The organism is Methylobacter marinus A45, from assembly GCF_000383855.1.
GTDB lineage: Bacteria > Pseudomonadota > Gammaproteobacteria > Methylococcales > Methylomonadaceae > Methylobacter > Methylobacter marinus.
Genome location: NZ_KB912877.1, coordinates 3420221 through 3443762, shown reverse-complemented (window position 1 = coordinate 3443762; position 23542 = coordinate 3420221). Strand labels below are relative to the sequence as shown.

The 23542-nt window shown below is 40.9% G+C and carries 17 protein-coding genes and 1 riboswitch; of the genes, 2 read left to right on the top strand and 15 right to left on the bottom strand.

The window, feature by feature from the left end; translation table 11 throughout:
* Window positions 1-10: 10 nt before the first annotated feature.
* The 15 genes from METMA_RS0116425 to METMA_RS0116355 form a co-directional block, all read right to left on the bottom strand.
* A complete protein-coding gene (locus METMA_RS0116425) occupies window positions 11-991 on the bottom strand; it encodes a glycosyltransferase (protein ID WP_027147395.1) in 981 nt (326 codons plus the stop codon).
* Window positions 988-1854, bottom strand: a complete 867-nt coding sequence (locus METMA_RS0116420; RefSeq protein WP_020160202.1) for a sulfotransferase family protein — start codon at window positions 1852-1854, stop codon at window positions 988-990. The genes METMA_RS0116425 and METMA_RS0116420 overlap by 4 nt, the downstream gene beginning before the upstream one ends.
* Window positions 1841-2848: a glycosyltransferase family 2 protein gene (locus METMA_RS0116415; RefSeq protein ID WP_198014526.1), complete on the bottom strand. Its 1008-nt coding sequence runs from the start codon at window positions 2846-2848 to the stop codon at window positions 1841-1843. The genes METMA_RS0116420 and METMA_RS0116415 overlap by 14 nt, the downstream gene beginning before the upstream one ends.
* Window positions 2836-4014 (bottom strand): glycosyltransferase, encoded by a 1179-nt coding sequence (locus METMA_RS24860; RefSeq protein WP_020160200.1) that lies wholly within the window; start codon window positions 4012-4014, stop codon window positions 2836-2838. Before METMA_RS24860 ends, METMA_RS0116415 begins: the two co-directional genes overlap by 13 nt.
* Window positions 4015-4017: 3 nt before the next feature.
* Entirely contained in the window at window positions 4018-5052 is a 1035-nt protein-coding gene (locus tag METMA_RS0116405; RefSeq protein ID WP_020160199.1) for a polysaccharide pyruvyl transferase family protein, read from the bottom strand.
* Entirely contained in the window at window positions 5049-6161 is a 1113-nt protein-coding gene (locus METMA_RS0116400; RefSeq protein WP_020160198.1) for a glycosyltransferase family 4 protein, read from the bottom strand. Before METMA_RS0116400 ends, METMA_RS0116405 begins: the two co-directional genes overlap by 4 nt.
* A gap of 411 nt (window positions 6162-6572) precedes the next feature.
* Window positions 6573-7970 carry a hypothetical protein gene (locus METMA_RS24855; protein ID WP_156830529.1) on the bottom strand — a complete coding sequence of 466 codons (1398 nt, stop codon included), beginning with the start codon at window positions 7968-7970 and terminating at the stop codon, window positions 6573-6575.
* A gap of 414 nt (window positions 7971-8384) precedes the next feature.
* Window positions 8385-9743 (bottom strand): oligosaccharide flippase family protein, encoded by a 1359-nt coding sequence (locus METMA_RS0116385; protein ID WP_020160195.1) that lies wholly within the window; start codon window positions 9741-9743, stop codon window positions 8385-8387.
* Between the two features lie 540 nt (window positions 9744-10283).
* Window positions 10284-11537 carry a right-handed parallel beta-helix repeat-containing protein gene (locus METMA_RS24850; RefSeq protein WP_232216369.1) on the bottom strand — a complete coding sequence of 418 codons (1254 nt, stop codon included), beginning with the start codon at window positions 11535-11537 and terminating at the stop codon, window positions 10284-10286.
* Window positions 11538-12527: 990 nt separating this feature from the next.
* Window positions 12528-13403, bottom strand: a complete 876-nt coding sequence (locus METMA_RS0116375; protein WP_156830528.1) for a CpsD/CapB family tyrosine-protein kinase — start codon at window positions 13401-13403, stop codon at window positions 12528-12530.
* 630 nt (window positions 13404-14033) lie between these two features.
* Complete coding sequence (locus METMA_RS0116370) at window positions 14034-15752, bottom strand: Wzz/FepE/Etk N-terminal domain-containing protein (RefSeq protein WP_020160192.1); 1719 nt, start codon at window positions 15750-15752, stop codon at window positions 14034-14036.
* Between the two features lie 8 nt (window positions 15753-15760).
* Window positions 15761-17029 (bottom strand): porin family protein, encoded by a 1269-nt coding sequence (locus METMA_RS0116365; protein WP_156830527.1) that lies wholly within the window; start codon window positions 17027-17029, stop codon window positions 15761-15763.
* Between the two features lie 40 nt (window positions 17030-17069).
* Complete coding sequence (locus METMA_RS0116360; protein WP_020160190.1) at window positions 17070-17621, bottom strand: polysaccharide biosynthesis/export family protein; 552 nt, start codon at window positions 17619-17621, stop codon at window positions 17070-17072.
* A 76-nt stretch (window positions 17622-17697) separates the two neighbouring features.
* Window positions 17698-18222: a hypothetical protein gene (locus tag METMA_RS27085; protein ID WP_156830526.1), complete on the bottom strand. Its 525-nt coding sequence runs from the start codon at window positions 18220-18222 to the stop codon at window positions 17698-17700.
* A 34-nt stretch (window positions 18223-18256) separates the two neighbouring features.
* Window positions 18257-18344, bottom strand: a riboswitch (cyclic di-GMP riboswitch).
* A gap of 360 nt (window positions 18345-18704) precedes the next feature.
* The gene (locus METMA_RS0116355) at window positions 18705-20120 is read right to left on the bottom strand and encodes an undecaprenyl-phosphate glucose phosphotransferase (protein WP_027147393.1); all 1416 of its coding nucleotides are present in this window, start codon (window positions 20118-20120) and stop codon (window positions 18705-18707) included.
* A gap of 1178 nt (window positions 20121-21298) precedes the next feature.
* On the opposite strand from METMA_RS0116355, the gene METMA_RS0116350 reads away from it, so the two are divergent.
* Together METMA_RS0116350 and METMA_RS0116345 are read left to right on the top strand one after the other, a co-directional pair.
* Window positions 21299-21529, top strand: a complete 231-nt coding sequence (locus METMA_RS0116350; RefSeq protein ID WP_020160188.1) for a hypothetical protein — start codon at window positions 21299-21301, stop codon at window positions 21527-21529.
* Between the two features lie 17 nt (window positions 21530-21546).
* Complete coding sequence (locus tag METMA_RS0116345) at window positions 21547-23502, top strand: acetoacetate--CoA ligase (RefSeq protein ID WP_040591266.1); 1956 nt, start codon at window positions 21547-21549, stop codon at window positions 23500-23502.
* Window positions 23503-23542: the final 40 nt, after the last annotated feature.

Genomic DNA, 23542 nt, shown 5'->3' with positions numbered 1-23542 from the left:
CACCACCTTCTCATTTATACTCAATCAACCGACCTTTTCTACCCGCCAACCGATTCCATATAAACTGAAGTTGCCCCAACAACTCTGGAAATTTACCTAATACCAGAAAAAATGCCCGCAACCAGTTATTCCTGGGCACCTGCTCACCCCGCAAAGCCAGGCGCCCAACCTGTAACGGATAGACTAACAGAAGGCTCCATCCCGCCATCCCTTTAAAAAACGCTACGCTTATCGCCACAACCGGAATAAAACAGCCCCACAACCAAGGGCTACGCGATTCCTTGACCCTAAAGCGTTCCCGTGTTGCACCATGTAAAAAAAAACCTTCGGCAAAGGCATAACCACCGCGCTGCGCACGTTTCCACCACTGACTAAACCGAGTTATCGCCGCATCGTGCAGGGTCATTTCTTCTGCCAACCGCCTTATTCGCCAACCGGCGGCTCGCAAGCGCACACATAATTCAGGTTCTTCACCAGCAATCAAATCGTCCCGATAACCCTCTACAGCAGCCAGTGCGGCTACTCGCATCAATGCATCCCCGCCACAGGCTTTAGCATCTCCGACAGGCGTATTCCATTCCATGTCGCACAATAGATTATAAATCGATTTTTCCGGATAACGTTCCCGCCGCCGCCCAAAAGCAACAGCATAAGCACTCTGCTCGTCTAAAAATTTTTTTGCTGTTGTTAACCAGCTGGAATTAATTTCACAATCACCATCCACAAACTGTACATAATTGATATCAGGGTAATTATTCAATAACCATTGAAAGCCTGTATTTCTTGCGCGGGCAGCAGTAAACGGAATAGTCAAATCCAGTTCGACGACATTGATCCCCATCCCTTTCGCCATTTGTACGCTATTATCCTGAGACCCTGAATCGACATATACAATTTTGCTGGCAGCTTTTAGCAGCGATTGCAGACAGATTTTCAATCGCTCACCTTCATTTCTGCCTATGACAACAACACCAATATCGCTTGTACTCATAAACGCTTCCATTCCGGTGCTATTGAAGCTGTGACCTGTTTAAAATTACGGCAGTTTAAATCAATCCCCAATTGATCACCCAATAAACGCAAATCCTCATCAAAAATGCTTTCTAATTTCTGGCGGGCTGAATCGGAGAGGGTTGGGCGCTGCTTCAGCGTAAATAATGCTTTAACCTTATTACGCATGGATTGCGGTATAAAATTCCGCCTCAGCGTAGTCGCCAATTCTGAATCGACTAACAAATCATAAAAAGGAAACTTACGGATTCTCTCGTTAGAAATGTTTTCAGCAGGAATTTCCTTCCATACAGGCTTTTGACTGTAACCAATAAATTGACAAATTCGTTCTAAATCGGCTTGCGGATTAATTCTAAGGTTATCAAAAAAAACCGGCAAAACGGCATCAACACCAAATTCGTCGAAATAAGGTTTCAGTTGCCGATGATAACAACTGTATTCAATCAATTCGGGATAGAGCTCTATAGCCTCTTCTATGTCGCAGGAAATCACCTTTTGCGACCATTCGTGCATATAGTGCGATACTAAACGATCGATCGGATGGCGCATTACATAAATAAATTTCGTGTTCTCAAGAGCCTGTCCAATCCTGGGCACAGTATGCGGATACGTTGGCAACTTGGTGTAATGTGTGCTGGACTCGCCGCAGATATCATTCGGACCGGCGCTTTCAAAAAGTGACGCATACCACTCCAATCCACGAGCAAATTGATCATCATCACTGAAAAAATTGGGTTCCTTCGGTATTGACATAAATATACCCGGCTGCAGAGCCAATTGGGAGTGCAAGGTACTGGTAGCGCATTTCATGCCGCCGATAATAATAAAATCAGGCTTTATCATAATTATCCGGGTGAACGTATTGTTTTAGGGGATTTGTAAAATTCGTCCATATGTCTCGCCATTGGCGTTCCGAGATATCAGGCGTATAGGCCGATGACAATAAGCGGCGCAATGATGAAATTAGCCAGCCTGAAGTCCATAACAAATTGGCGGCTAACAAGCCTGATCTACCATAAGCCTGATAAAAATAGCGCGTTCTTGATTCATAAAAATAGCGCGGCAACCGTTTGCGCAATCTAGCTTGAGATTTAAGCGGCGAAGTACCGCCCCGAAGATGCACAACATGGGCAGCAGGCTGATGAAGTACTCGCCAGCCGGCTTTTGCAGCGCGCTGGCAAAACTCCACATCTTCAAAATACATGAAATAGCCTTCATCCATCAGGCTTATCTCTTCAAATACCTCCGCCCGTACCAAGACGCAGGCAAAGCTTGTCCAGTCATAAAAAGATGGTGTATCGGATACAGGTTGCGGAACGACAAATTTTTTGAAAGCTCTTGTAATTAAGCCTGTTTTCGCCGAAGAGATGAGTTGACTGACTGGCGAGTGATAGCGAAAACAGCTTTCTTGTGGTGTCGCATCTGGCCATTCAAGCCGTGGGCTCACCAAACCCGCCTGCTTATTTTTACAAGCTGTATCGAGCAATAAAGCAATCGCTCCTTTTCGTACTAACGTGTCACTGTTTAGTAATAAATAATAATCAGCTTCGACATAACAAATGCCACGATTATTTCCACCTGAAAACCCTGAATTCTCAATTGAAGCAACTAAGTCGACCTGTCGCAAAACATCTTTTTGATCTATCCAGCCTTGTATACGCTCACAAGAATCATCCTGTGAATTATTGTCGACAATAACTACTTTAACAGATAAATCACTTAATTCCGGGAGTAAAGATTCGAGACAGTCGATTGTTAATTGAGGAGTTTTGTAGTTAATGATAACAATAACCAATAAGAATTTATTTTTGGTATTCACATTGCTCATTGCCGACATAATACTTTCAAATGATTAATTCTTTTTTTGAAGTTGCTATCGAATAAGTTATTATTAGCAAAACTCACAGCATTATAGGAATAATTTACCAGTTTATCCCTATTTTTTGACAAGAAAATAATAATATTTGAAAGTGCAGAATAGTCATTCATCTTAACAGAATGACCAATATCTGTTAACTGTAAAATCCCATCAAATGCTTCATTACTATATCCAACAATGGGAACACCACAAGCTAAAGTTTCTATATAAGTGCACGACGGATCACCTTGCCGATGACAACATACGAATAAATCTACATTATTTTGAATTGTCGGTAAAAGCTCTGATTCAAAATCAAGTACACCACGCATAAATACAACATCATCTAGTCCGTACTTAATTATATTTTTTTTTATATCAGATTCTAAAACACCAGAGCCGAAGATAGAAAAATTAAACTGAAAATTATTTTCCTTCAACTCACGTGCTACTTTAATTAGATGGTCTGCACCTTTCATTTCAATGAGTCTGCCAGAAAAAGCCAATCTAATAGGCTTATTTTTTTCTAAATATTCTAAGCGATGTTCTAATGAATCATGGCTAATGACTTGTTCGGGCTTAACTCTGTTATCGAAATAGAGCAAGGCATTATTGTTGATTATTTTATATTTATTATAAGTGGGAGTGCCATTACATTGAACTCCAGATGCTATTTTTATTGATTTTTTTTGTTTATAGTTTTGCAGAATTGCCCAAGTTATCCTTCTAATTTTTAATAAAAAATTAACTCTGCTCGTTTCAATAATTTGTATTTGGGTATTCAATGAATACTCAGTAATATATACACAAGGAACTTTTAAAGATTGACATAAACTACTTATACTTACATTCTTATAAGACATTCCAGCCAAAACAATCGAAGCATCTTCAATATCTTCTTCACGAATATTAAAATCAATAATCCTTATCTCAAATGGGAGATCTAGCGTTTCAATTACTACTTCATCCATATTTGTGCTAGGTTTTTTTGTTACACGCAAAAGCGCTTTAACATCCCCATTCCAATACTTGCAATATTCTATGACGCCATCAATAAATTTTTTTGTTAAACATAGCTGCTGTTTTGAATTTAAAGTACATTCTAGTACTGGAATTATAATCAGGCTACCCATAATAGACTTCATTATTTATAGGTTAGAAATAATTTGCTTGGCTTTATATTCTTGAATATCTTTATAAAACACAAGTCGGCTCAAAATATCATTAGACAAACCCGTAGTATCAGTTAATAGATCATCAAAGGCTCGCTCTAATTTTTCAATAGTTAATTCACTAATAAAAATATTAAATTTTTCCATACCGATTGACTCCATAAAATCATATGATTTGCTAGCATAGCCAAGCATAATAGATGGAACACCGGCGCACGATGCCAAAATAACTGAGTGTAATCTGGTACCAATAAAACAATGTGTTTCACGTACTCTGTGAAGGTATTTTTCTGTATCATTATAAACAGAAATTATTACTGGATGATCAATACCACATTGATGTATGAAATTTTTTGTCAAAGCGTAGTCGGCAGGATTTATTACATAAAACTCAACCTGCCACCCGGCATCATATTTGCTGCCAATAAACTCAGCGTAAGTAGCAACTCCTTCCTTTGGAAGTAAATCTGTTCGAGCACCGACATTGACACCTATAACTTTTTTTTGCACAGGATTTCTATGTGGTAGTGCCAATGCACATGCAGAATCACCAATGACCTCAGATTCGATTCCTATTGTTTGTAATACCTTTTTAGACTGTTCACCTCTGACACCGATATATTCACAATCCGATAACAATGACTTCCAATCCAGCAGCCAACTTGGTGTATTACCATTTATATCAATTGCACCAACTCCCGTTCCGAACACTATCTTGTGGCCTGCCGTTTTACTCAGCCAAACAAATTGTTCTCTAAATGGATTTGTACCATCGCTTTTATTGTCACCAATTAAAGTCCCCCCTCCCAGTACAGTCAAATGTTTATCTTTATTTCCAAGTAAGGAATTTATAAGGTTAAATCTTGTCTGCTTAATTGCATGTAGATTTATCTCTTTAAACAGTATCCTTGTTGCATGCCATATTGCTTCATCACCTAAATTATTACGGCCTATAAACCCATAATAAACACATGGATTACGTTGCAGCAAACACATTAATTCAGATTTCATCTTTTAACCCTTCTGCTACCTACGGAAACCTGCCCGGATTTTGCTAAAAGTAATGCACTTTCGAACATCTCAACAGCTTCTGTCCATTTATATTTTATTGAAGTTAAATAAGCAGACTCAGAGTAAAGTTTCCATTCGTTATTGCTCATTTCTGAAATAGTAATCATTGATTTAGCTAGAGCAGATGCATCATTAATATCTACTAAAAAACCATTCATTTCATTTATTAGCATCGGTGCGGCACCGCTTTTTGTCCCTATTACTGGAGTGCGACATGCCATAGCTTCTAGAATTGGTAAACCAAAACCCTCTGATATGCTAGAAAACAACCACGCATCACACTTACTATAGATATTTTTTAATTCATTCTGTTTAGGTAAACGATAATACTCAGTACTCGTTGGTAATGAAAAAATCTGCTCCGGTTCTGTTGAACCAAAAGCAATTAACCTCATATCTGGATTACTTCTTTTTGCAATAGCAAATGCTTCAAAGGCAATATTACACCCTTTATAAGAACGAGGAGAGTACATTACCCCAAAAGTAGGATTAGATTGCTTATTGCGTACAGGGGAATAAAATTGCTTAGAATCAACACCATTAGGAACAATCTGTATATCAACAACATTATGCAACACCGATAAAGCGTCCGCAATCCATTGAGAAACCACAATTTTTTTATATGGGAGATTATAAGTTGCTTTTACTCTCTCTATAGGTAACCAAGGGTGCACTTCATAATGTTGAATAAAATATATCTTTTCACCTTTATTGCTGGGATAACCAGATATCCATTCCGCTGTATTCCAAAATGTTGCAATAATAACATCGGCATCAGGGACATCGTTGCTGGTTACTGGTCGATGTGTATCTAACAGCTTCAAATCATAGTCTGCATTATCAAAAAATGAACGATTAAACCCAGATTTAAACGTATATCCTTTCCACTTTATTGTTTCTTTTATTTTTTCTTTTAACGTTGGCAGCTTTTCACCTGGCGAGACAACGGTAACAATATGCCCCCGTTCAGCAAGAAGCTTTGCATAAATAGATACAACACGTATTCCACCGGTAAAGTTTAATGAGGGCACAACAAATGTAATTTTCATACTTTTTATTCGTTTATTTCATATAAAGATGTTAGATTTTAATATATTAACTTTGAGTGTTTAAAATATAAGAAATCACTATCTGAAACCACCCTGTCAGTATTGGATAATAATGAGATTACCATCTTTAACCGATAACACTAAAAACTCCTAGGAGACTGTCGGATTATGATTCATCTGGATTAGCAAGGCATTGAAATAATTTGAAAAATACTTTCCTAACAAAAAGCAGTTAAAAAATTTATTATTAAAAATCAATGTCTTATGTTTTTTGTTGATTTTCATCCGACAGCCTCCTAGTCAAACTATTATCATCTAAATTGAATTTACTTATGAATGTGCATGAAATAACTTGAACGTCTGTTGGGACAATTTCGCTTATTATCATATTTTTAAATCAATCCTTACTAGTTAGACCTGCGCTATAAGAACCTGCCGCCCTTCCCCTTGTGTCTTGCTTTCATCAAAAATAGCTTCAGTACGGCCGAGCAGCACACCAGCCACCAACCATAACCAAGGTGCCAACGAAGCATTAGGTAACTGGTCTAGCATAACTATCCCGATAAGAAGTGCGTGTGCCGATAGAAATGTCTTTTCTTGTTGCGTTTTAGCCCACTTAAAAACCGATACGGCACGAAACACCGGCAACGCCAAAAGTCCGAATTCAGCGATAAAACCCAGCCAGCCGAATACTCCGAAAGTGATAATCCATTTTCCATCCGTTACAGAGATATCATCGCCAGTCTCTTCATTATGAACACGATTACGTCCCCAACCACCCCAACCAAAAAATAAGCGTTGCCGCGCATGATTCAGCAACATATCTTCGTTTTTAAAACGGAAACCCAATGATTCCGCGCGTTCAGCACTCACTGATTCAGCCCATCCCATCAGGGTCTGGTGAGGAAAAACATTCATGATACTCATGCTCGGATAAAGCAGTGCTATTAATACCAACATTCTGGCTGCTCGAAGCTGAGTTTTAAATGAAGTCATTTTAATCAAAAGAAATGCAGCATAACCATACATAACGGAAGCTACACTTTTACACAACAATAGCACTAACAATAAATAATAAGAAACGCCTGCCGGTGAAAATCTAAGCACTTTGATTTTTAACTGCCAAAATACTGTTGCCGCTATAACTGTAATGGCTGCAAAAAAAGCTACCCAAAGCCCATGCCCCATAAAAACAACTGGGCGAAAACCGTCAAATCTTCTTTGCTGAGCGAAACTATGCGGGAAATAACCATACAACCAGCTATGTAACTGAGGACTCATGCGCACCTCGAATAACATCAACAATGAATAAAATAATCCTGCCAAAATAAGAATCCGAAACAGAAGGGCATGATCCTCCTCGGTCCGAAACAGCTGCCGTCCAAGAAAAAATGGCATAATAATAATTATCTGATTGATTACTGCGGATAGCGCGTCATAGTGTTCCATCGGAGGCAATCGGTAACCACCGACAAAAATAGCATCACCATTCAATTCCGCGGTAATAAAAGGTTCTAATATAAACAGTAGCAATAACCAGAACACCCAGTCACGGCGCTGACTAAAAAAAGAAATTCTCCGACCTGCTATAAATCTGCAACCTAAAAAAGCTGCGAGAGCAGGAATGGATTCCTTGCCAAGAGGAGGGATCATCGGTAAGTCAACCATTGTTCTGACCGGCAGAAACATATGCCCGCCAAGAATAGTCCATAAAGTCGCTTCCGTTACTGATTTAGATCGATATAGCCATACAGCAACCAATGGCCATAAGGCTAAAATGACGTAGGCAAACCAACTAGAATTGTACATCTTCCATTAGGATCATAAATACATAAGAAAATTAAATTTTATGAGAAATATTTTTTAATCTATTTAAAATACAGATAACTCAATTCTATCGAGCAATTATTACCTGTTGTTATTCGATAGCTAAACTTCTAGACTGAAGAACGGAACTCAGCCCATCCTGTTTAGCTATTATAAAAAGCATCAGGTACAATCAAGGCTTGTAATTAGTCGCTTTGGTTCCAGGTAAGTGACGCTAACGGCTAATAAATCGAAATGATTTTTTAATCGTCCGTATTAATTGTTATTTGAAAGTTAATAGTTTTGCCTTTGGCACAATGACATTGACATGATACCTCCGCTCAATCAATTTTTTACATAAATTGCACAGACTCTGTCACTCCAGGTATTGGAGAGTCTGCCATTATTAAGTTTACATCATACTACTAGTATTTTCCTTATTGTGCTTCCAACCAGCCAACCTATAGCAATAAATGGCAACCCATAAAACTCAGACTTAATACGGATAAATAAATATTTTTTCATCAGAACGAGAGAGCAAATTAATCGTATGAGCGAGGTCAAAGCTATCACCCAGACAGCCCCTCTCATACCATAAAAATAAAAACTTATCGGCAATAATAAATACAGACTTAATAATTGAACAGCTATTTGCACCATTTCGAGTTTTGGTTTACCAGTAGCTAAAAAACATTGGCTTGCAAGCATATAACCAACACTTATTAAAGTTATGGATAAAGTCTGTAACATCCAGCCAGCTTCGCTGTATCTGCTGTCATACAAGGTAGCGACAATATAACTACCCATTGAGTATAAAATGCCAGCTGCAAACATTGTTATCGCATCGATTTTGTACCTGACTTTGTAATAGATACTTTCCAGTTCTGATGGGTTATTTCTGTTTGTTTCACTCAATACAGGAAAAAATACTGAGCTAACTAATTTCATCAGTAAATCTTTGACTGCTGTTGCAAGAAAAAAAGCCACTGAATAAACACCCAACATTTCGGCACTTATTAGCCCACCGAGAAGCAATCTATCACCCTGATTTAACAAAAAGCCTAAAATAGAGGATGCAAATATCCATTTGCCAAAATGAATGATTTCACTAACTGTCTCACTATCCCAGCAAAATTGGCAACGTTCACCTATGTTTTCAGTATGGGATAAAATCATTTTTGTACTACTCGAAATAACAGTGCCGAATACCAGCGCCCATATATCATGAGTTTTCCATGCCCATAAAATCATAAAGACAAGGCCAACTAATTGGCTGATAATTTCTATCATCACTAGTTTCCCCATCATCAGTTTTCTATTTAACAGTGATAATTGGATAGAATTAAACCCAGCAATAGCTGCCGTTATCGACATAACAGCCAATATCAAGGGTAAGTCAGTGTTACCATAAGCAGTATCAGGTGATAAATAGCCAAATTGATTAAGATAATATAGGCTTGCACTTATAACTAAAGTGATGGAAAAAATCAAAAAACCTCTGATTATCTGAATTGTCCAGGCCGTATTTAGGTAATCGCGTTCTTCTCCACGCTTGCTCTGCACAATATTCTGAAGCAAGCCGACATCGGAAAACATCGCCAAGCCCGCTAAAATCACATTCACAATGGCCATTACCCCGAACATTTCTGGCACTAGCAAACGGGTCAAAATCAGATTACCACCAAAGCGCAAGAACTGCGAAAACAAGTGTCCGGTTAGTACCCAACTTCCTGCTTTGAATGTCCGTTTCTTCAAACTGATAGCTTGTGAATTCATTTTTTAATTACCTGCTGAGGAGCTAGTTATTTCTATTACCACCACTGGATATTTACCAAACTACGATTAGTTTAATTTTCATATTATCTACGTTGCCTGTTAATGCGTAACTTCTCATTGATCTCAAATTCCAGACGTTCATAATAACGTCAGAAATCTTTCCTATATAACGTTTAATGTTTCTAGCCTCGAGATAAATACGGACTTTGGTCTTATTAATGCCGCTGTTACCGATTACAGATTGTTGTCGTACCTTTTTGCCAATGCGGAAATAAATGTTGGCTAATCCAGATAATTATTTATAAACTGAAAAGGGCGGAGAAAACGGCGACTTTTGGATAAGAGACTGGTGATTATTGAAATGATTTCAAAATCTACTATATGCCCTAAATACTGTTTATAATGATTATCGAAACAAAAACAATTGCACATAAAGACGCTAATCCGATGTCATTAAGTTAACAGTATTATTGACGGCATAGCTACCGATAAAACCGATAATAAAGATTAAACCATCCATAAGCGCATATATTAATTTATTTACCTTGACACATAAACCTCATTTGCTTCTATATTGATATTTCCTGTATCGGGAATAACTATACCCTGTTTACCTCTGTTATTAGCATCCAGCAAATCAATATAATTGCCTGTAATTTCTATACGATCGGATTTAACGGTATCCTCAGGCCTATCGGGCACCTTAATTCCAACGAACCCAAAATCCTGGGAATGCGTTATGGTATTGTTCAAAATCTGTAAATCCGTGCAGGAAGCGCAGCCGATACCTAAATTGCCGACATTGATTATCTTGTTGTCAGCAATCACAACATTACTAAAGGATTCTTCTTTATGGTCATAACCGGGATCAACCGCAATACCCCAACACGATTGATGGGCGGCGCCAATATCTTCATAAATTGTATTATTTTTAATGGTCAAATCTTTTATAACCCCATGAACAACCAGGGAAACACCATAACATTTGCCATCCACTATAGCTGATTTGTACAGGGTATTATTAGAAACCGTAATGCCAATATTATAGTCACCAGCGATATAAATATTATGGTTAAATTTCTTTTTAGCAAACCCATTATTGATGAATTTATTATGATCTATTACACAGTCCTTACATCCCCCTAGCCAACCTTGGCCTTTATTATTAGTAATAACTGAATTTTTTAAAACTATATTTTCATTGATCTGATTTGCCCCCATATTAGGCGCATTAGCGCCCGCTGAGTACATGCCGATATCAAAACCATTTATAATAAGTCCATCAATTGTTACAAAATCCACATCGTTGTATAGGAAAACACCGTTACCGGTACCATTTCCCTTGAGCGACAGATTCCGGACCACATAGCCTTCATCATGATCGGCCGGACCGCCATCCTGGAAATTCAAAACCCCGTTAGTGCCGCTACTTTTAATAATTGGCAGTTTGGCATCTGTAGGCGCTATATTTGGAGGTATATAATCGGCTATGGTGCAAGGTACATCCTGAGTACAGTTTTGGTTAAATAGCCCGGGATAAGAGGAAGTAAATGTTCCGCCTCTACAAAATAAGATGGATTCGCCAGCGTTTAATTTACCAAATTTTGACATGGCATAATCAAATGTTGCCCAAGGTTCATAGGGTGACGTGCCGGAGTTGCCATCACTTCCATTGTTACAAACATAATAATCCTGTGCATAGGATGAGCTTGAAAACAGGCAAAACAATAAAAGAATCCGCTTAACATTAAATATATTTTTTTTCATCATCACATCCCAAAGCAGCTCAATCAAATTTTTAATTTAAACAATTTTAAAATACAAGGCGATTATTTTCTATTTACGCACATTAAGTCCCTAATAGAAAGTTAGCAGGTAAAAATAATCCCGTTAGAAATTTTTCCAACTGCAATAATCGGAGCCAAGTTTTCTCGCACAATATAATTTATTATAGTCAAACTTATTGCCAACCACATTATTGCCCATCAAAAATATGTCTATTGATAATCAGCGTAATGAGTTTAAAACTTCCGTCCTTCTAGAAGTTATCTTATCGTGAATAATCATAGACAATAACTATTACTTTCCAGAAATTTTGGCCGGTCTACTTTAATTTACCCTTAAGAAGGGACGTTAGAGTCGGGTGATTTTTATCCCGTTTGCCCTATCGGGTCATGCCCTATCAAACTTTAACGTGCTTTGCCGCATCGGTGCCACATAAGTCTCTAGCATTAGCTGCTCGAGCCCCCCTTTCTTCGGCAAGCCAGGGAGAACCTTGTCGAACCTGAGTTGCTAAGGATTCGGTTATGTCGATATCCCTTCAAGTTAAGAGCGTTCCTGTGGGAACGATGTCTTTATGCCTTTTGAATATTACGTCGCGATTTAAAATGGCCCAGTTAGTCCTTTAGTCGCGATGAGGGCATCGCTCCCACTTCTATATTCGCCTCCCTCATGTGCTGAATGTAGTGAAGCGCGTAAATTGCGATCGATGCTCCTTCTGTCACCGGTATATCCCTATTAACCAGGAAAATTGTTACGGCCGAATCCTAAGGAACGCGCATAAAATAACTTCCTCAAGTGCGCGGACGAATTTCAGATGTAGGTGCGGATTTATCCGCACAGTGCGAATACCCTGAAGGGCACAAGTGAATTCGCACCTACAATTCCCTGATTTATTCCATGCCCATTACTAAATAACTTGTTCACTCATCCTTCGACAGGCTCAGGGCGAACGGTAAAGCATAGGTTCACACAGTGCGAATGAATTCGCACCTACAATCTCGGTTAATAATATCCTTGATGATCGGGCAGGGTTTCCGATTTGTTTAGTACGGTGCCCAACAATTGAGTGCCCGACAGCATCTGCAAAGCCCTAGTTACTTCTTCCGGTTTATTGCCGCCCTCTTCAACCACCAGCAAGGCTGCATTGAAATAGTCCATACTGGCCAGAACATCATCCGTGGACAGAATGGGCGGCAAATCAAATATTATGATTCTTGATTCATAACGGCTTTTTATATCTTCAATCAAACTCTTCATTCTGGGGCTGGACAGCATTTCCGAAGCGTCTATCGTCTGGCTTCTACCAGGCAATAACACTAAACGCTGAAATCCGGGATTTATCAGGATATCAGATAACGCTATATCGTTTTTTACGGTCTCAGTGCCCGTTAGCCAATAGCCTCCGGGATTTATCAGAATATCGGACAAGGGTATATCGGACATAAGGTAATCTTTCAACCCCAGTTCGACCTCTAGATCGAAATACCAGTGTAATTTTGGATATCTTAAATCCAGATCAACAAGCAGTACTGTCTGATTGACCTCCATGGACATTGCGATAGCCAGATTGGCAGCAATCATCGATTTTCCCGCGCCTTGTGTCGGAGCGGTGATGGCAAAACTGTTCCAATTGTTTTCCCGCAACTGTTTGAGGACTTTGGTGCGTAACATCCGGAATACTTCGGCTCTCGGATCATGCTTCAGCATCGCGACCACTCTGCGCTCTTTCATCACATCCTGATTGACCGCCTGCACTTTGGTCTGCGCATAGACTATCGGTTGGTCCTCGGGATGCTTGTTTTTTTTTGGACCGGCAGGCTCAGGTTGTTCCAATTTATTGTTTTTATTTAAAGTTTGCTCTATCTGTTCCAATTTCATTGCCCCATGTTCACTGTTGTCCATCTATACCCGATTGTATACCTATTGCTGAGAGTATAGATATATTTACATGTGTACGGCCTTTTCTGTCGCGATATAAATAATAAAATCTGCATAAGAAGTTTAAACCAATAATATTGCTTTTCCCTTAATAGTTCTTCTGAATAAAGTTATTTCATGAAAAGCTCTAATTTCGTTTATTAACTGATGTTATGCGCGCCACGTTTTTTGTTCCGTTTATTGCGGTAGCGATTGGTTGTTAAATCGATCTTTAATTAACTCATGATGTTACTTTATCGTATTAATTTAGGCTCTTGCGGGTCAAATATCATAAAGAGCACAAGTAAAATTTGCAGAGCATTCATAATAGTGCTAATAAATTCGCACCTACAATTTACTGGTCAGTGCGTAGGCTGGCTTGATAAACCCAGCATTTCGAATGCCCCTTATGCTGGGTTTCCGCAAAGCTCCAACCCAGCCTACTACGCGCTTAGAAATAACCTTGTTCTTACGCGTAAAATTTGTAGAGTACTCATAGTGCGAATACCCTTGCAGGGCACAAGTACCCATAGGGCATAAATGAATTCGCACCTACAATTTATCGTCATTATTAGATTGAGTACTAGTGTTTTATATCAGCCCCAACCGGTTCCAGGCTTTGAACCATAAAATATCAAGCGGCATGTAAAGCATATGCACGGATACTATCATTCCCAAAAACAATATTCCCGCTATAATGCTGAAGCTGATAATATTTTTTCTGGTCCGATCCCGGTCTTCCTGATTTTCAATATATGGCACTACAACCAGAGGCTCCATCCCGGTAATATGCGCCAGTGAACGATGCCCTCTGATGCTGCCGTCCATCATTTCCCTCAAATAACCGGCACCCAAACCGGCACCCATGGAAACCATGAAACCCATGAACAGTATTTTAAACCGGTTAGGTTTGATTGGTTTGCTAGGCAGACGCGGTGGTTCCAGCAAACTGAATTTTTCAGCCTTTTGCTCTTCCTCCAATGTCTGTGCCAATTTGGCTTCAAGTTGCTTTGCCTTGAGTTCATTGTATTTAGCTTTGTTATTATCCAAATCCCTCATCAATTCATAGTAACCACGTTCAACTTGATGCGTTTGAGACACGCTCATTTCCAACGATTTTAATTTTTGCTGCAATTCGGCCTGGTGCCTTCTAATGCTGGCCAGCTCAATATCAGCCACATCCATTTCGCTTTTAATTTGCAACATTGCTGGATTATTAGTAATTTGATTCGCCAGCTTTTTGGCTGAGGACGGTTTTTTCGAATCCGTCAGTTCGGCTACTTTGCGTTGGGCAGCCTTAACATCGGGATGATTATCAGAATAGTGCTGCTGTAATTTTGCCAGTTCCTGTTTCGCTTCCTGCAATGTGGGACTTTCCCCAGACTGCTCAATGTTTTGTTCCGCTTCAAGTATTTCAACTTGTCGTTTAATTCGTATAACGTCGGGGTGTGCTGGTGAGTATTTGCTCAATAAACGTGCCTGTTCTTGTTTTAGTTCTGCGAGCGATGTCGGCGCATGTCCATCGGAAGCCGATGAAACAAGTAGACCTTGACTGGCAACGGCCATTTGCGACCTTAAACTGATTTTCCGTTCATCAAGCATTTTTTCCCGCAGGCCCAATTGCTGGATTTCACTTTCGATACGGCTGATCATTGATAAATTGACAGACAATAATTCCGGCAGGCTGTCCCTGTATTTTTCTTTATATTCAGCCAATTCATTTTCAATTTTCTGAATATCGAGCTTGAATTTCTGCGCCTCTTCTTCCAGAAACAGGGTTGTTTCCTCGGCCCGTTCCGTCCGGTTACGGACATTTTCGTTCAAAAACAAGGTTACCAGTTCATTGGTGACTTTTTGTGCCTGCTGCGGATCTTTATCATCAAATGACAATTTGAATGCAAGGGTTGCCTTGCTGTGCCTCCCATTACTGATCACATCGGCATTGACAAGCTCAAGGTGGGCACTCATCCGGAACTGTTCAGCCAGCTCCGCCGCCGTCAGTTTTCCCCTTTCCTTAGGGTACAGGCCAAATTTGTTAATGATTTTCGTTAAATTGTCGGTCGTCATAACCCGTTGCTGAATCAGGCTGATGCGCTCGTCCGCATAGCTGGTGACGGTTGACTTGACCAGATCGGTTGGAATTTGCTGCTGCTCAATCAAAATGGTGGCTTGCGATTGAAAAACCGGCGGTAAAATTAATGCCACCACAACACTGGCGATCAACAATAAAAGCGCGGGGATGGCAATGATGTATTTACGCCTGCGCGCCATTTGCAGGTAATCTTTCAGGGTTTTAACATTTTCTTCCATTGCAGTCTCTATCTTGAAATACTTAAACCGGGCCAATTGTAATTAATGGATAACATAAATATATTTGAATCTCCGTTTCCTGTGGCACCCCTTGAACCAGTTATTGCTGCGGAATTCCCGCTATCCTGCTTTCTGTAGGCATAGGATGCCGACATCAACCAATCCTGCGTTAATTTCCAGTCCACATGAGGTGAAATCCGCGTATTAGTGCGGCTTATTCCTAAGCTGTCATCATCGCCGCTGGCTGAATCCGTTTCCTGATAGCTGGCCGCCACCCCGCTCGAAAGCCGTTCGGTTATCTGATACGACAAGTCCAGACTGACCCGTGTTTGTTCAGTTAACTGTCCCTGACCGGAAGGCACTAGCGACCGGCTTACGCCGAAATTTGATGACAGCCTTTCTCCTTTATAGTGAACACCGACGTCCGCTAAAAACCCTTCTGTGGTATTTTGCTCGATTGCCGTCAACAGACCGGGGATAATCACTGTCTCTGTGCTTGTGTCAGTGATTCGCCCGCCAATAGTACCGCTGAATTGCCATTTTTCAGAAAATTGATATGACGATGAGAGATTTATCCCGTAACTGTCGCTGTTCGAGTTTACCTGCCCTGTCGATTCATAATTTGTATAAAATACGGAAATGGACTGCATAAACAATTCACTCCACTGCCGCTGCCAACCTATATTGACCGACTTATTTTCGTTATCATTAAAATTATTAAAGTCGGCTCCATTATTAGAACCGCCGTTGGAATAGGTTGATTTTGAATAGGAGGCTGAACCGATCAGACTATCCAACTCCGTAAATCTATAAGAATAGCTTGGCGTGACTGACAGGTTTTTACGATCCGCATTGGATGAAAAATTACCTGTGTCCTGTTCCGCGAAATTCTGGCTGGGTGCAATAGAGTAATTTGCACTTAATCCCAGATTACTACGCTCGGTCCTATAAGCGGTGATCAATCCGTAATGCTGCGGGTTGTTATTGAACTGTTCTATCTCAGTATAATGCTGGAGGCCATAACTGGCCATGCCCACTATATCCCACACTTCGGTTTTACGCGTAAAATTAATGGTAGGCGTTAAGTCGTAAATAACCGAGCCTTGCGGATTTTGAGACATTCTGACATTGTCGTTATAGGATAACGCCTGATTTATAGTGGCATTTACCCCCCATTCAGCGGCATCGATACCTGAACAAAAAGCGAATGCACCAATAATGAATGCTATCCTCGCGCGGCTTGCATAAGACTCTTGCTTACTGAAGATTGTTTTCATGTGCTCAATCTACGCTTATTGCTTAGTTTATAAAGCGCGATCAAGGCACTACAATGACATCTCCACTCTGCAGCAAGTGGTTATTTTCCAGTTTATCGCCGTCTTCCGCATCGCTGTACTCAAACTCGATGGATTCGGATTTGTCGCCGTTACGACGCAGAATGACAATATCATTGGCTTTTGCGAATGCTGTCAAACCGCCGGCAAGACTCAACATCTGCATAACATCCATCGGTTGATACATAACGAACTGGCCGGGTTTTTTCACTTGGCCGATCACATAAATAGCATTGCCTTCAACCGATTTGACCGAAATATTAACCACCGGATCGGCAATATACTCTGCGAGTCTTTCTTTCAGAATAGCCTCTATCTGATCTATCGATTTACCGGCAACCTGGAAATTTCCAGCTAGAGGGAAACTGATGCTGCCATCGGGTAATACACGCAATTCCTGTTGCAGGGCTTCCTCATTCCAAACCGAAATATCGAGAATATCACCAGGGTTAACCGTATATTGATAAGAGTCAGCGCGGGCAGTTTGAATAAAAAAAATCGTTGACAGCAAAACAATTCTGATAAGAAACGACATAATTTTTTATTTCTGTTTTATAAAAATTAAAAAAGGGGCAGAACGCCCCTTTAGTATAACGGAAAAATTAATTTCCTTATGCAACAGATTGTGCTGAATTGCCTTTACGACGTGAAAAGCCGACCAATCCCATCAAAGCTGAGCCGAATAACCAAACGGCAGCTGGAATTGGTGTTTGAACATTAAGAGTATAGCTACCAGTTCCATGAGCTAGTACATTTATGAAATACTGAGTATTTGCTGCCAACAAATAACTAAATTTCCACTCAGGACCAACCTGAGTCGCCGCTACTAGTAATGTAGTTAAAGAACTGTCCGCATAAAGATTAACCCCATCTATAAATGCAGTGCTTTGTGGCGTTGTAATTGAGAAAGACGAAACGTATGAAGCTCCTGGATTAGATTCAATACCCCAAATATGATCGACCGAGCCCGAAATTTGGCCAGAACCGGAAACCAATTGACCGGTGCCACCAAAATTAACCGCCATATTAGCCTGATCAGTCAAATCGGGATCTGCTTCTGTTAGTGTTAAAGTAGCCGCGTTTGCACCAAAAGAAAGTACGGACAATAATACAAAACTAAAAAAAATTTTTTTCATGACAAAAACCTGCAACAAATTATAAATTATCATAATTTGCAACCCGACTATCTTGATAAAACCATTTCTCAAGACTCGCGGTTTTCCGCCCCTGCTTCACAACAGGTTTGGCCTTAATCATCCGTGAAACATGCCAACCACCCGGTTGGTCACGCACCATACAACCCACCACTCCTAATATTTATTAATGGCATCCAGCCGTTAATTTCAAAACGCCGGAAACACTACTTTATGCCACATTAATATTTAGAACTTTCATATTATTTGGGAAAAACCAAATAGCCAAAATACCTAGGCTGAAGGAATTTTTGATAAGTTTGCACAAAAATCAGCAAACCCTTTACCCCCTACAATCCGCCCCTTATAAAATGGTATAACTTCATTAACTTTGTTCTTCCTGAACGTTAAAAATCCAGCACAGTTGCGATTATAATTGTTTTTTTCTATTTGAATATTGTACTAAAGTACAATATTCAAATTCGCTAGTAGGCCTTCGCTCCCAAAAAACCTTTAAATATGGTCAAAAATATGATCTTCATATCTAGCCATAGAGACCAGTTTCTTATATAGGCCAGATCATATTCTATTCTTCCTTCCATTTTATCCAAGGTATCCGTTTCGCCTCGATATCCATTGATTTGCGCATATCCGGTTATACCCGGCTTTACCTTATGCCTGAGCATGTAACCTTTTATTTGTCCACGATACCATTCGTTATGCGCTACCGCATGAGGCCTGGGGCCAACGATTGACATTCTTCCCTGTAATACGTTAATAAATTGAGGCAATTCATCCAATGATGTACGTCTTAAAAAAGCACCCAATTTCGTTACCCTGGGGTCATTCTTTTTTGCTTGTTTAACCTTATCGCCATCTTCACTAACAGTCATCGTTCTGAATTTCCAGACGACTATTTTTTCGCCGCCGATGCCGTATCGCCTTTGTTTAAAGATCACGGCGCCAGGCGAGCTCATTCTAACACTTATACTGATGATTACAAATGGTATTGCAATGATTATTAAAATAATCAGACTTAACAGTATATCGAAAACTCTTTTTATAATGCCGTCAACCCCATAGAACGGGGTATCAAGTATACTGATGACAGGTATGCCTTTTATATGATGCAGGCTGGATCTAAGCAGATCAAATACAAATAAATCAGGCACATAATAAACCGAAACAGTTGAATCCGATAACTGTTCAATCAAATCCTTAATTCGATGCTCGGCTCGTAAGGGAAGTGTAATATAAACAATATCAATAGCGCCCTCCTTGGCATTTTTGATCAGTTGCTGCAAGTTTCCTTCCAATTTATTTTCAGCCAGGACGCCCCTGCCGTCCTCTATTTTCTGCCGGTCATCGTAAAAGCCGACAAAATGCAGCCCCATTGATTCATCTTCGATAAATATCCTTTTTAATTCGCCCCCTAATCGCGTTGCCCCGACAATCGCAACGCGACGGGTATTTCTGCCATTTTTTCTTATGATAGCCGCAACGGTACTGATAATAATGTGCCAGGATACTATCTCTACAGGCACCATTCCTATCCACATCCAAAAATACTGCCTAAAAACAGGATCTACCAGGGGATAAGCTTGATCGGCACAAATTATTACAATTAATACCCAAAACCATGAAATAAGAATACGTTTTATTTCAGCCTGAATGGATAGGCCTCGACTGTGCCGGTATAGCTCATTGAACTCTGCAAAAATTCCGAAGGAGACAACTGAAATCAGAAGCCACCAGGTATACTTACGATCCCATTCAATAGCATGGAGCTCAAGAATCGCCCACAACGTCAATCCGATAACGATAACATCCAGCAACCTGATCAAGGTAATTAATTTATTAGTGTGAGGGCGAATTATGCCGAACTTTTGAGCTCTGTTCACTTTGAAAAATATTTCTAAACTTTATTGAAGATTATTGGGTGATTAAATCGAACCGTTAAGTATCAATGATTCTAAGGCATTTCAGATATCGCTACAAGATAGTAACCTAAGTGTCATGATCCTCCTAATAAATCTAAGCCACGAATTTAATTCCGGTTTTTCAATTGTTATTTCGCATTGAGTCGATTGACTCTTTATAAATCAAGTTATTCCGATAAATTTATCAGGCTATTAATTGTTATCTCATAATCTGATTTTCAATAACTTGTATTTTTAATACTACTTTCTAGAGCCCAAAATAAGCGGCAATAACATTCAATTGATGCCTAACCACAGCAACTTATAGAGCTAAACGATCAACCTGCTCAAGCAGATCAAAAGTTCCAAAATGAAGCGCACTTCACTCTCCTATTAAAAAATTAAGATAAATACCTTACTCATCATTACCTTACATTAATGCGATTCAACCAAGTATTGCCACTATAGATTTGGGAATTATCGCTTAATTAACTGCTCTATAAGAAAGCGAAAGATGTTGTTTCCACAGGGAGTGCGTTTCACTGGAAGCTTGCTTTGGTTATGGGGGAAATGGATGGCGTAACCTGTCATTGCATTCTCGGAAAACAGTGAAAACCAGTACTTAGCAATGAGCATGGAATAAATTGGAGAATTGTAGGTGCGAATTCACTTGTGCCCCCTGAGGGTATTCGCACACTTGAGGAAGTTATTTAATGCGTGTTCCTTAGTCAGTCTTGTTCTGACGAGTAAAATTTGCAGAGTATTCATGGCATGCGAATAGTGCGAATACCATGAAGGGCAAAAGTACCCATAGGGCATAAATGAATTCGCACCTGCAATTTAACCGCCATTTAAATTGACTGAGTGCTAGGCGACCGTTATGACCTGCAGCGCCTCCAGTCGCCTTCATTGGATGGCTGGAGGCTAAACATCGATCCCATTTGTCCCTATCGGTCACTGCCATGAAGTTAAGCCGGAGGGTTCAAACGGTTAAGGCCTAAATGTAATGACGAAATCCCTACGGGTACAAATGGCGCAATGTGATATCGAAATGCTGTACATTTTTCTTTATAAGGCAGGAGAAATGCTCTGCCCTATCGCTTCTGGAACCTATTAATCTTTCATGGATTAATATCGGCAGGAGATATTGGAGGTGTCAAATGAACAAAGGTAACGTTGTACCTGCGGAATCTGTTGTGGTTGTGGATTTTCAAAATTATAAAATTCGGAGTATAGCCCAAGAGTATGTCAGGCTTTTAGCCGAGTACGGCGTCGAAGCCGCCTCCTTATGGAGCATGGATAAAGTAACCGATAACATAGAAAAAAAGCAGTTTAACCAGTTTGTCATACAGGAAATGCGTAAGTACGGTTTTGTCGCTCGTGAACATTGAGTAATAAGGAGGGCAATTTGAATCCGGTCATTTGGCGGCCATCAGTCAAACGACAAGAAAAGGCCAATATTAGCCGTTTTATGGAGAAAGTACGCGAATGCCGCGATGTCAATGTCACGGATTATGAAGAGCTATACCGCTGGTCCATAACTGAACCGGCGGCATTTTGGGATCTGATGTGGCAGTTTGCTGGCATTATCGCTACCTGCAAAGGGACACAAATTGTAGCGGATGCCGACAAAATGCCCGGCACCAAGTGGTTTCCAGAGGCGCGGCTTAATTACGCGGAAAATCTGTTGCTTAAAGGCCATGAAAACCAGTGCGCCATTATTTTTCGCGGCGAAAACGGCGAAAGCCAACACATATCTTATGGCGAGTTGTACCGCCATGTTTCGCAACTTGCGCAAGCGCTGCGCAACGATGGCGTTATACTGGGCGATCGGGTTGCCGGCGTTTTGCCGAATCGGCCTGAAAGCATTATCGCGATGCTGGCGACAACCAGCCTGGGAGCGGTATGGAGCAGCTGTTCGCCTGATTTTGGTGTGGCCGGCATTGTGGATCGCTTCAGCCAGATTACCCCCAAGGTATTATTTGTCGGCGACGGTTATTTTTTCAACGGCAAAACTTTTGATCGCACCAGCCAGATAGCGCCGCTGCTACAAACCATGCCATCCGTTGAAAGACTCGTGCTGATTCCCGTAATCAACAGCTTTGACGGGGCAAATGAAAATCAGGTGACGCTTTGGCAGGATTATATCGACGGTTTCCCTGACAACCAGCCCATTGCATTTGCGCAGATGCCATTTGATGCGCCGCTGTTTATTCTTTATTCATCGGGCACGACAGGCCCTCCCAAATGCATTGTCCATGGCGTAGGCGGTACGCTAATCCAGCACCTGAAAGAGCACAGGCTGCATACCGATATTCATGCCGGCGACTGTTTATTTTATTACACCACCTGCGGCTGGATGATGTGGAACTGGCTGGTTTCCGGCCTGGCATCGGGTGCGACACTGGTGATTTATGACGGCTCGCCCCTTTATCCTTCGGCTGATTCCCTGTTTGATTTGATCGATGCCTACCGGATTAATTTCTTCGGCGTTTCCGCGAAGTATATCCATGCGCTGAAAAAAGCCGCTATTACGCCTAAGGATACGCATAGCCTGGCCTCGCTCAGTACGATTTTGTCCACCGGATCGCCGTTGGCGCCGGATAGCTTTGATTTCGTTTATGAGTCGATAAAATCCGATGTCTGTTTATCCTCTATTTCAGGCGGTACCGACATCATTTCCTGTTTTGTCCTGGGTTGCCCGATTCTGCCGGTCAGGCGCGGCGAAATTCAGTGCCGGGGACTGGGCATGAAAGTCGAAGTCTACGATGATAAAGCGCGGTCAGTAACAGGCGAAAAAGGCGAATTGGTTTGTACGGCGCCGTTTCCTTCCATGCCGGTTGGATTCTGGAATGATCCGCGCCAGCGCCAGTATCATGCCGCTTATTTCGAGAAATTCCCCGGCGCCTGGAGTCACGGCGATTATGTAGCCCTAACCGATCAGGGCGGCATGATCATGTACGGCCGATCCGATGCCGTTTTGAACCCGGGAGGTGTCAGAATAGGAACGGCGGAGATATACCGTCAGGTAGAGCAAATCGATGAAGTGTTGGAAAGCCTGATCGTCGGGCAGGATCACGACGGTGATTGCCGGCTTATTTTGTTTGTGGTGTTACGCCCTGGCCTACAATTAAGCGATCAGTTAATAGCCGCCATCAAGCAACACATCAGGCAGAATGCCTCGCCTCGCCATGTGCCGGCACTCATCCTGCAAGTGACCGATATCCCGCGTACCAAAAACGGCAAAATTGTCGAGCTTGCGGTGCGCGATATCATTCACAGCCGACCGGTCAGAAATCAGCAGACGCTGGCCAATCCCGAAGCTCTCGAACAGTTTAGGCAGTTTTTGCCATTGCTTGGGTGAGCCGTCTTAATCGCTAATGTGCAGACAATTGGCTCAGGCG

Bases quoted from the DNA above. Each gene is read 5' to 3' on its own strand.
- METMA_RS24860 (WP_020160200.1), bottom strand. From the start codon at position 4,014: ATGAAGTCTATTATGGGTAGCCTGATTATAATTCCAGTACTAGAATGT.
- METMA_RS0116375 (WP_156830528.1), bottom strand. From the start codon at position 13,403: ATGAAATTGGAACAGATAGAGCAAACTTTAAATAAAAACAATAAATTG.
- METMA_RS0116365 (WP_156830527.1), bottom strand. From the start codon at position 17,029: ATGAAAACAATCTTCAGTAAGCAAGAGTCTTATGCAAGCCGCGCGAGG.
- METMA_RS0116400 (WP_020160198.1), bottom strand. From the start codon at position 6,161: ATGAAAATTACATTTGTTGTGCCCTCATTAAACTTTACCGGTGGAATA.
- METMA_RS0116350 (WP_020160188.1), top strand. From the start codon at position 21,299: ATGAACAAAGGTAACGTTGTACCTGCGGAATCTGTTGTGGTTGTGGAT.
- METMA_RS0116385 (WP_020160195.1), bottom strand. From the start codon at position 9,743: ATGAATTCACAAGCTATCAGTTTGAAGAAACGGACATTCAAAGCAGGA.
- METMA_RS0116370 (WP_020160192.1), bottom strand. From the start codon at position 15,752: ATGGAAGAAAATGTTAAAACCCTGAAAGATTACCTGCAAATGGCGCGC.
- METMA_RS0116420 (WP_020160202.1), bottom strand. From the start codon at position 1,854: ATGATAAAGCCTGATTTTATTATTATCGGCGGCATGAAATGCGCTACC.
- METMA_RS0116415 (WP_198014526.1), bottom strand. From the start codon at position 2,848: ATGTCGGCAATGAGCAATGTGAATACCAAAAATAAATTCTTATTGGTT.
- METMA_RS0116405 (WP_020160199.1), bottom strand. From the start codon at position 5,052: ATGAAATCTGAATTAATGTGTTTGCTGCAACGTAATCCATGTGTTTAT.
- METMA_RS0116425 (WP_027147395.1), bottom strand. From the start codon at position 991: ATGAGTACAAGCGATATTGGTGTTGTTGTCATAGGCAGAAATGAAGGT.
- METMA_RS0116360 (WP_020160190.1), bottom strand. From the start codon at position 17,621: ATGTCGTTTCTTATCAGAATTGTTTTGCTGTCAACGATTTTTTTTATT.
- METMA_RS24855 (WP_156830529.1), bottom strand. From the start codon at position 7,970: ATGTACAATTCTAGTTGGTTTGCCTACGTCATTTTAGCCTTATGGCCA.
- METMA_RS27085 (WP_156830526.1), bottom strand. From the start codon at position 18,222: ATGAAAAAAATTTTTTTTAGTTTTGTATTATTGTCCGTACTTTCTTTT.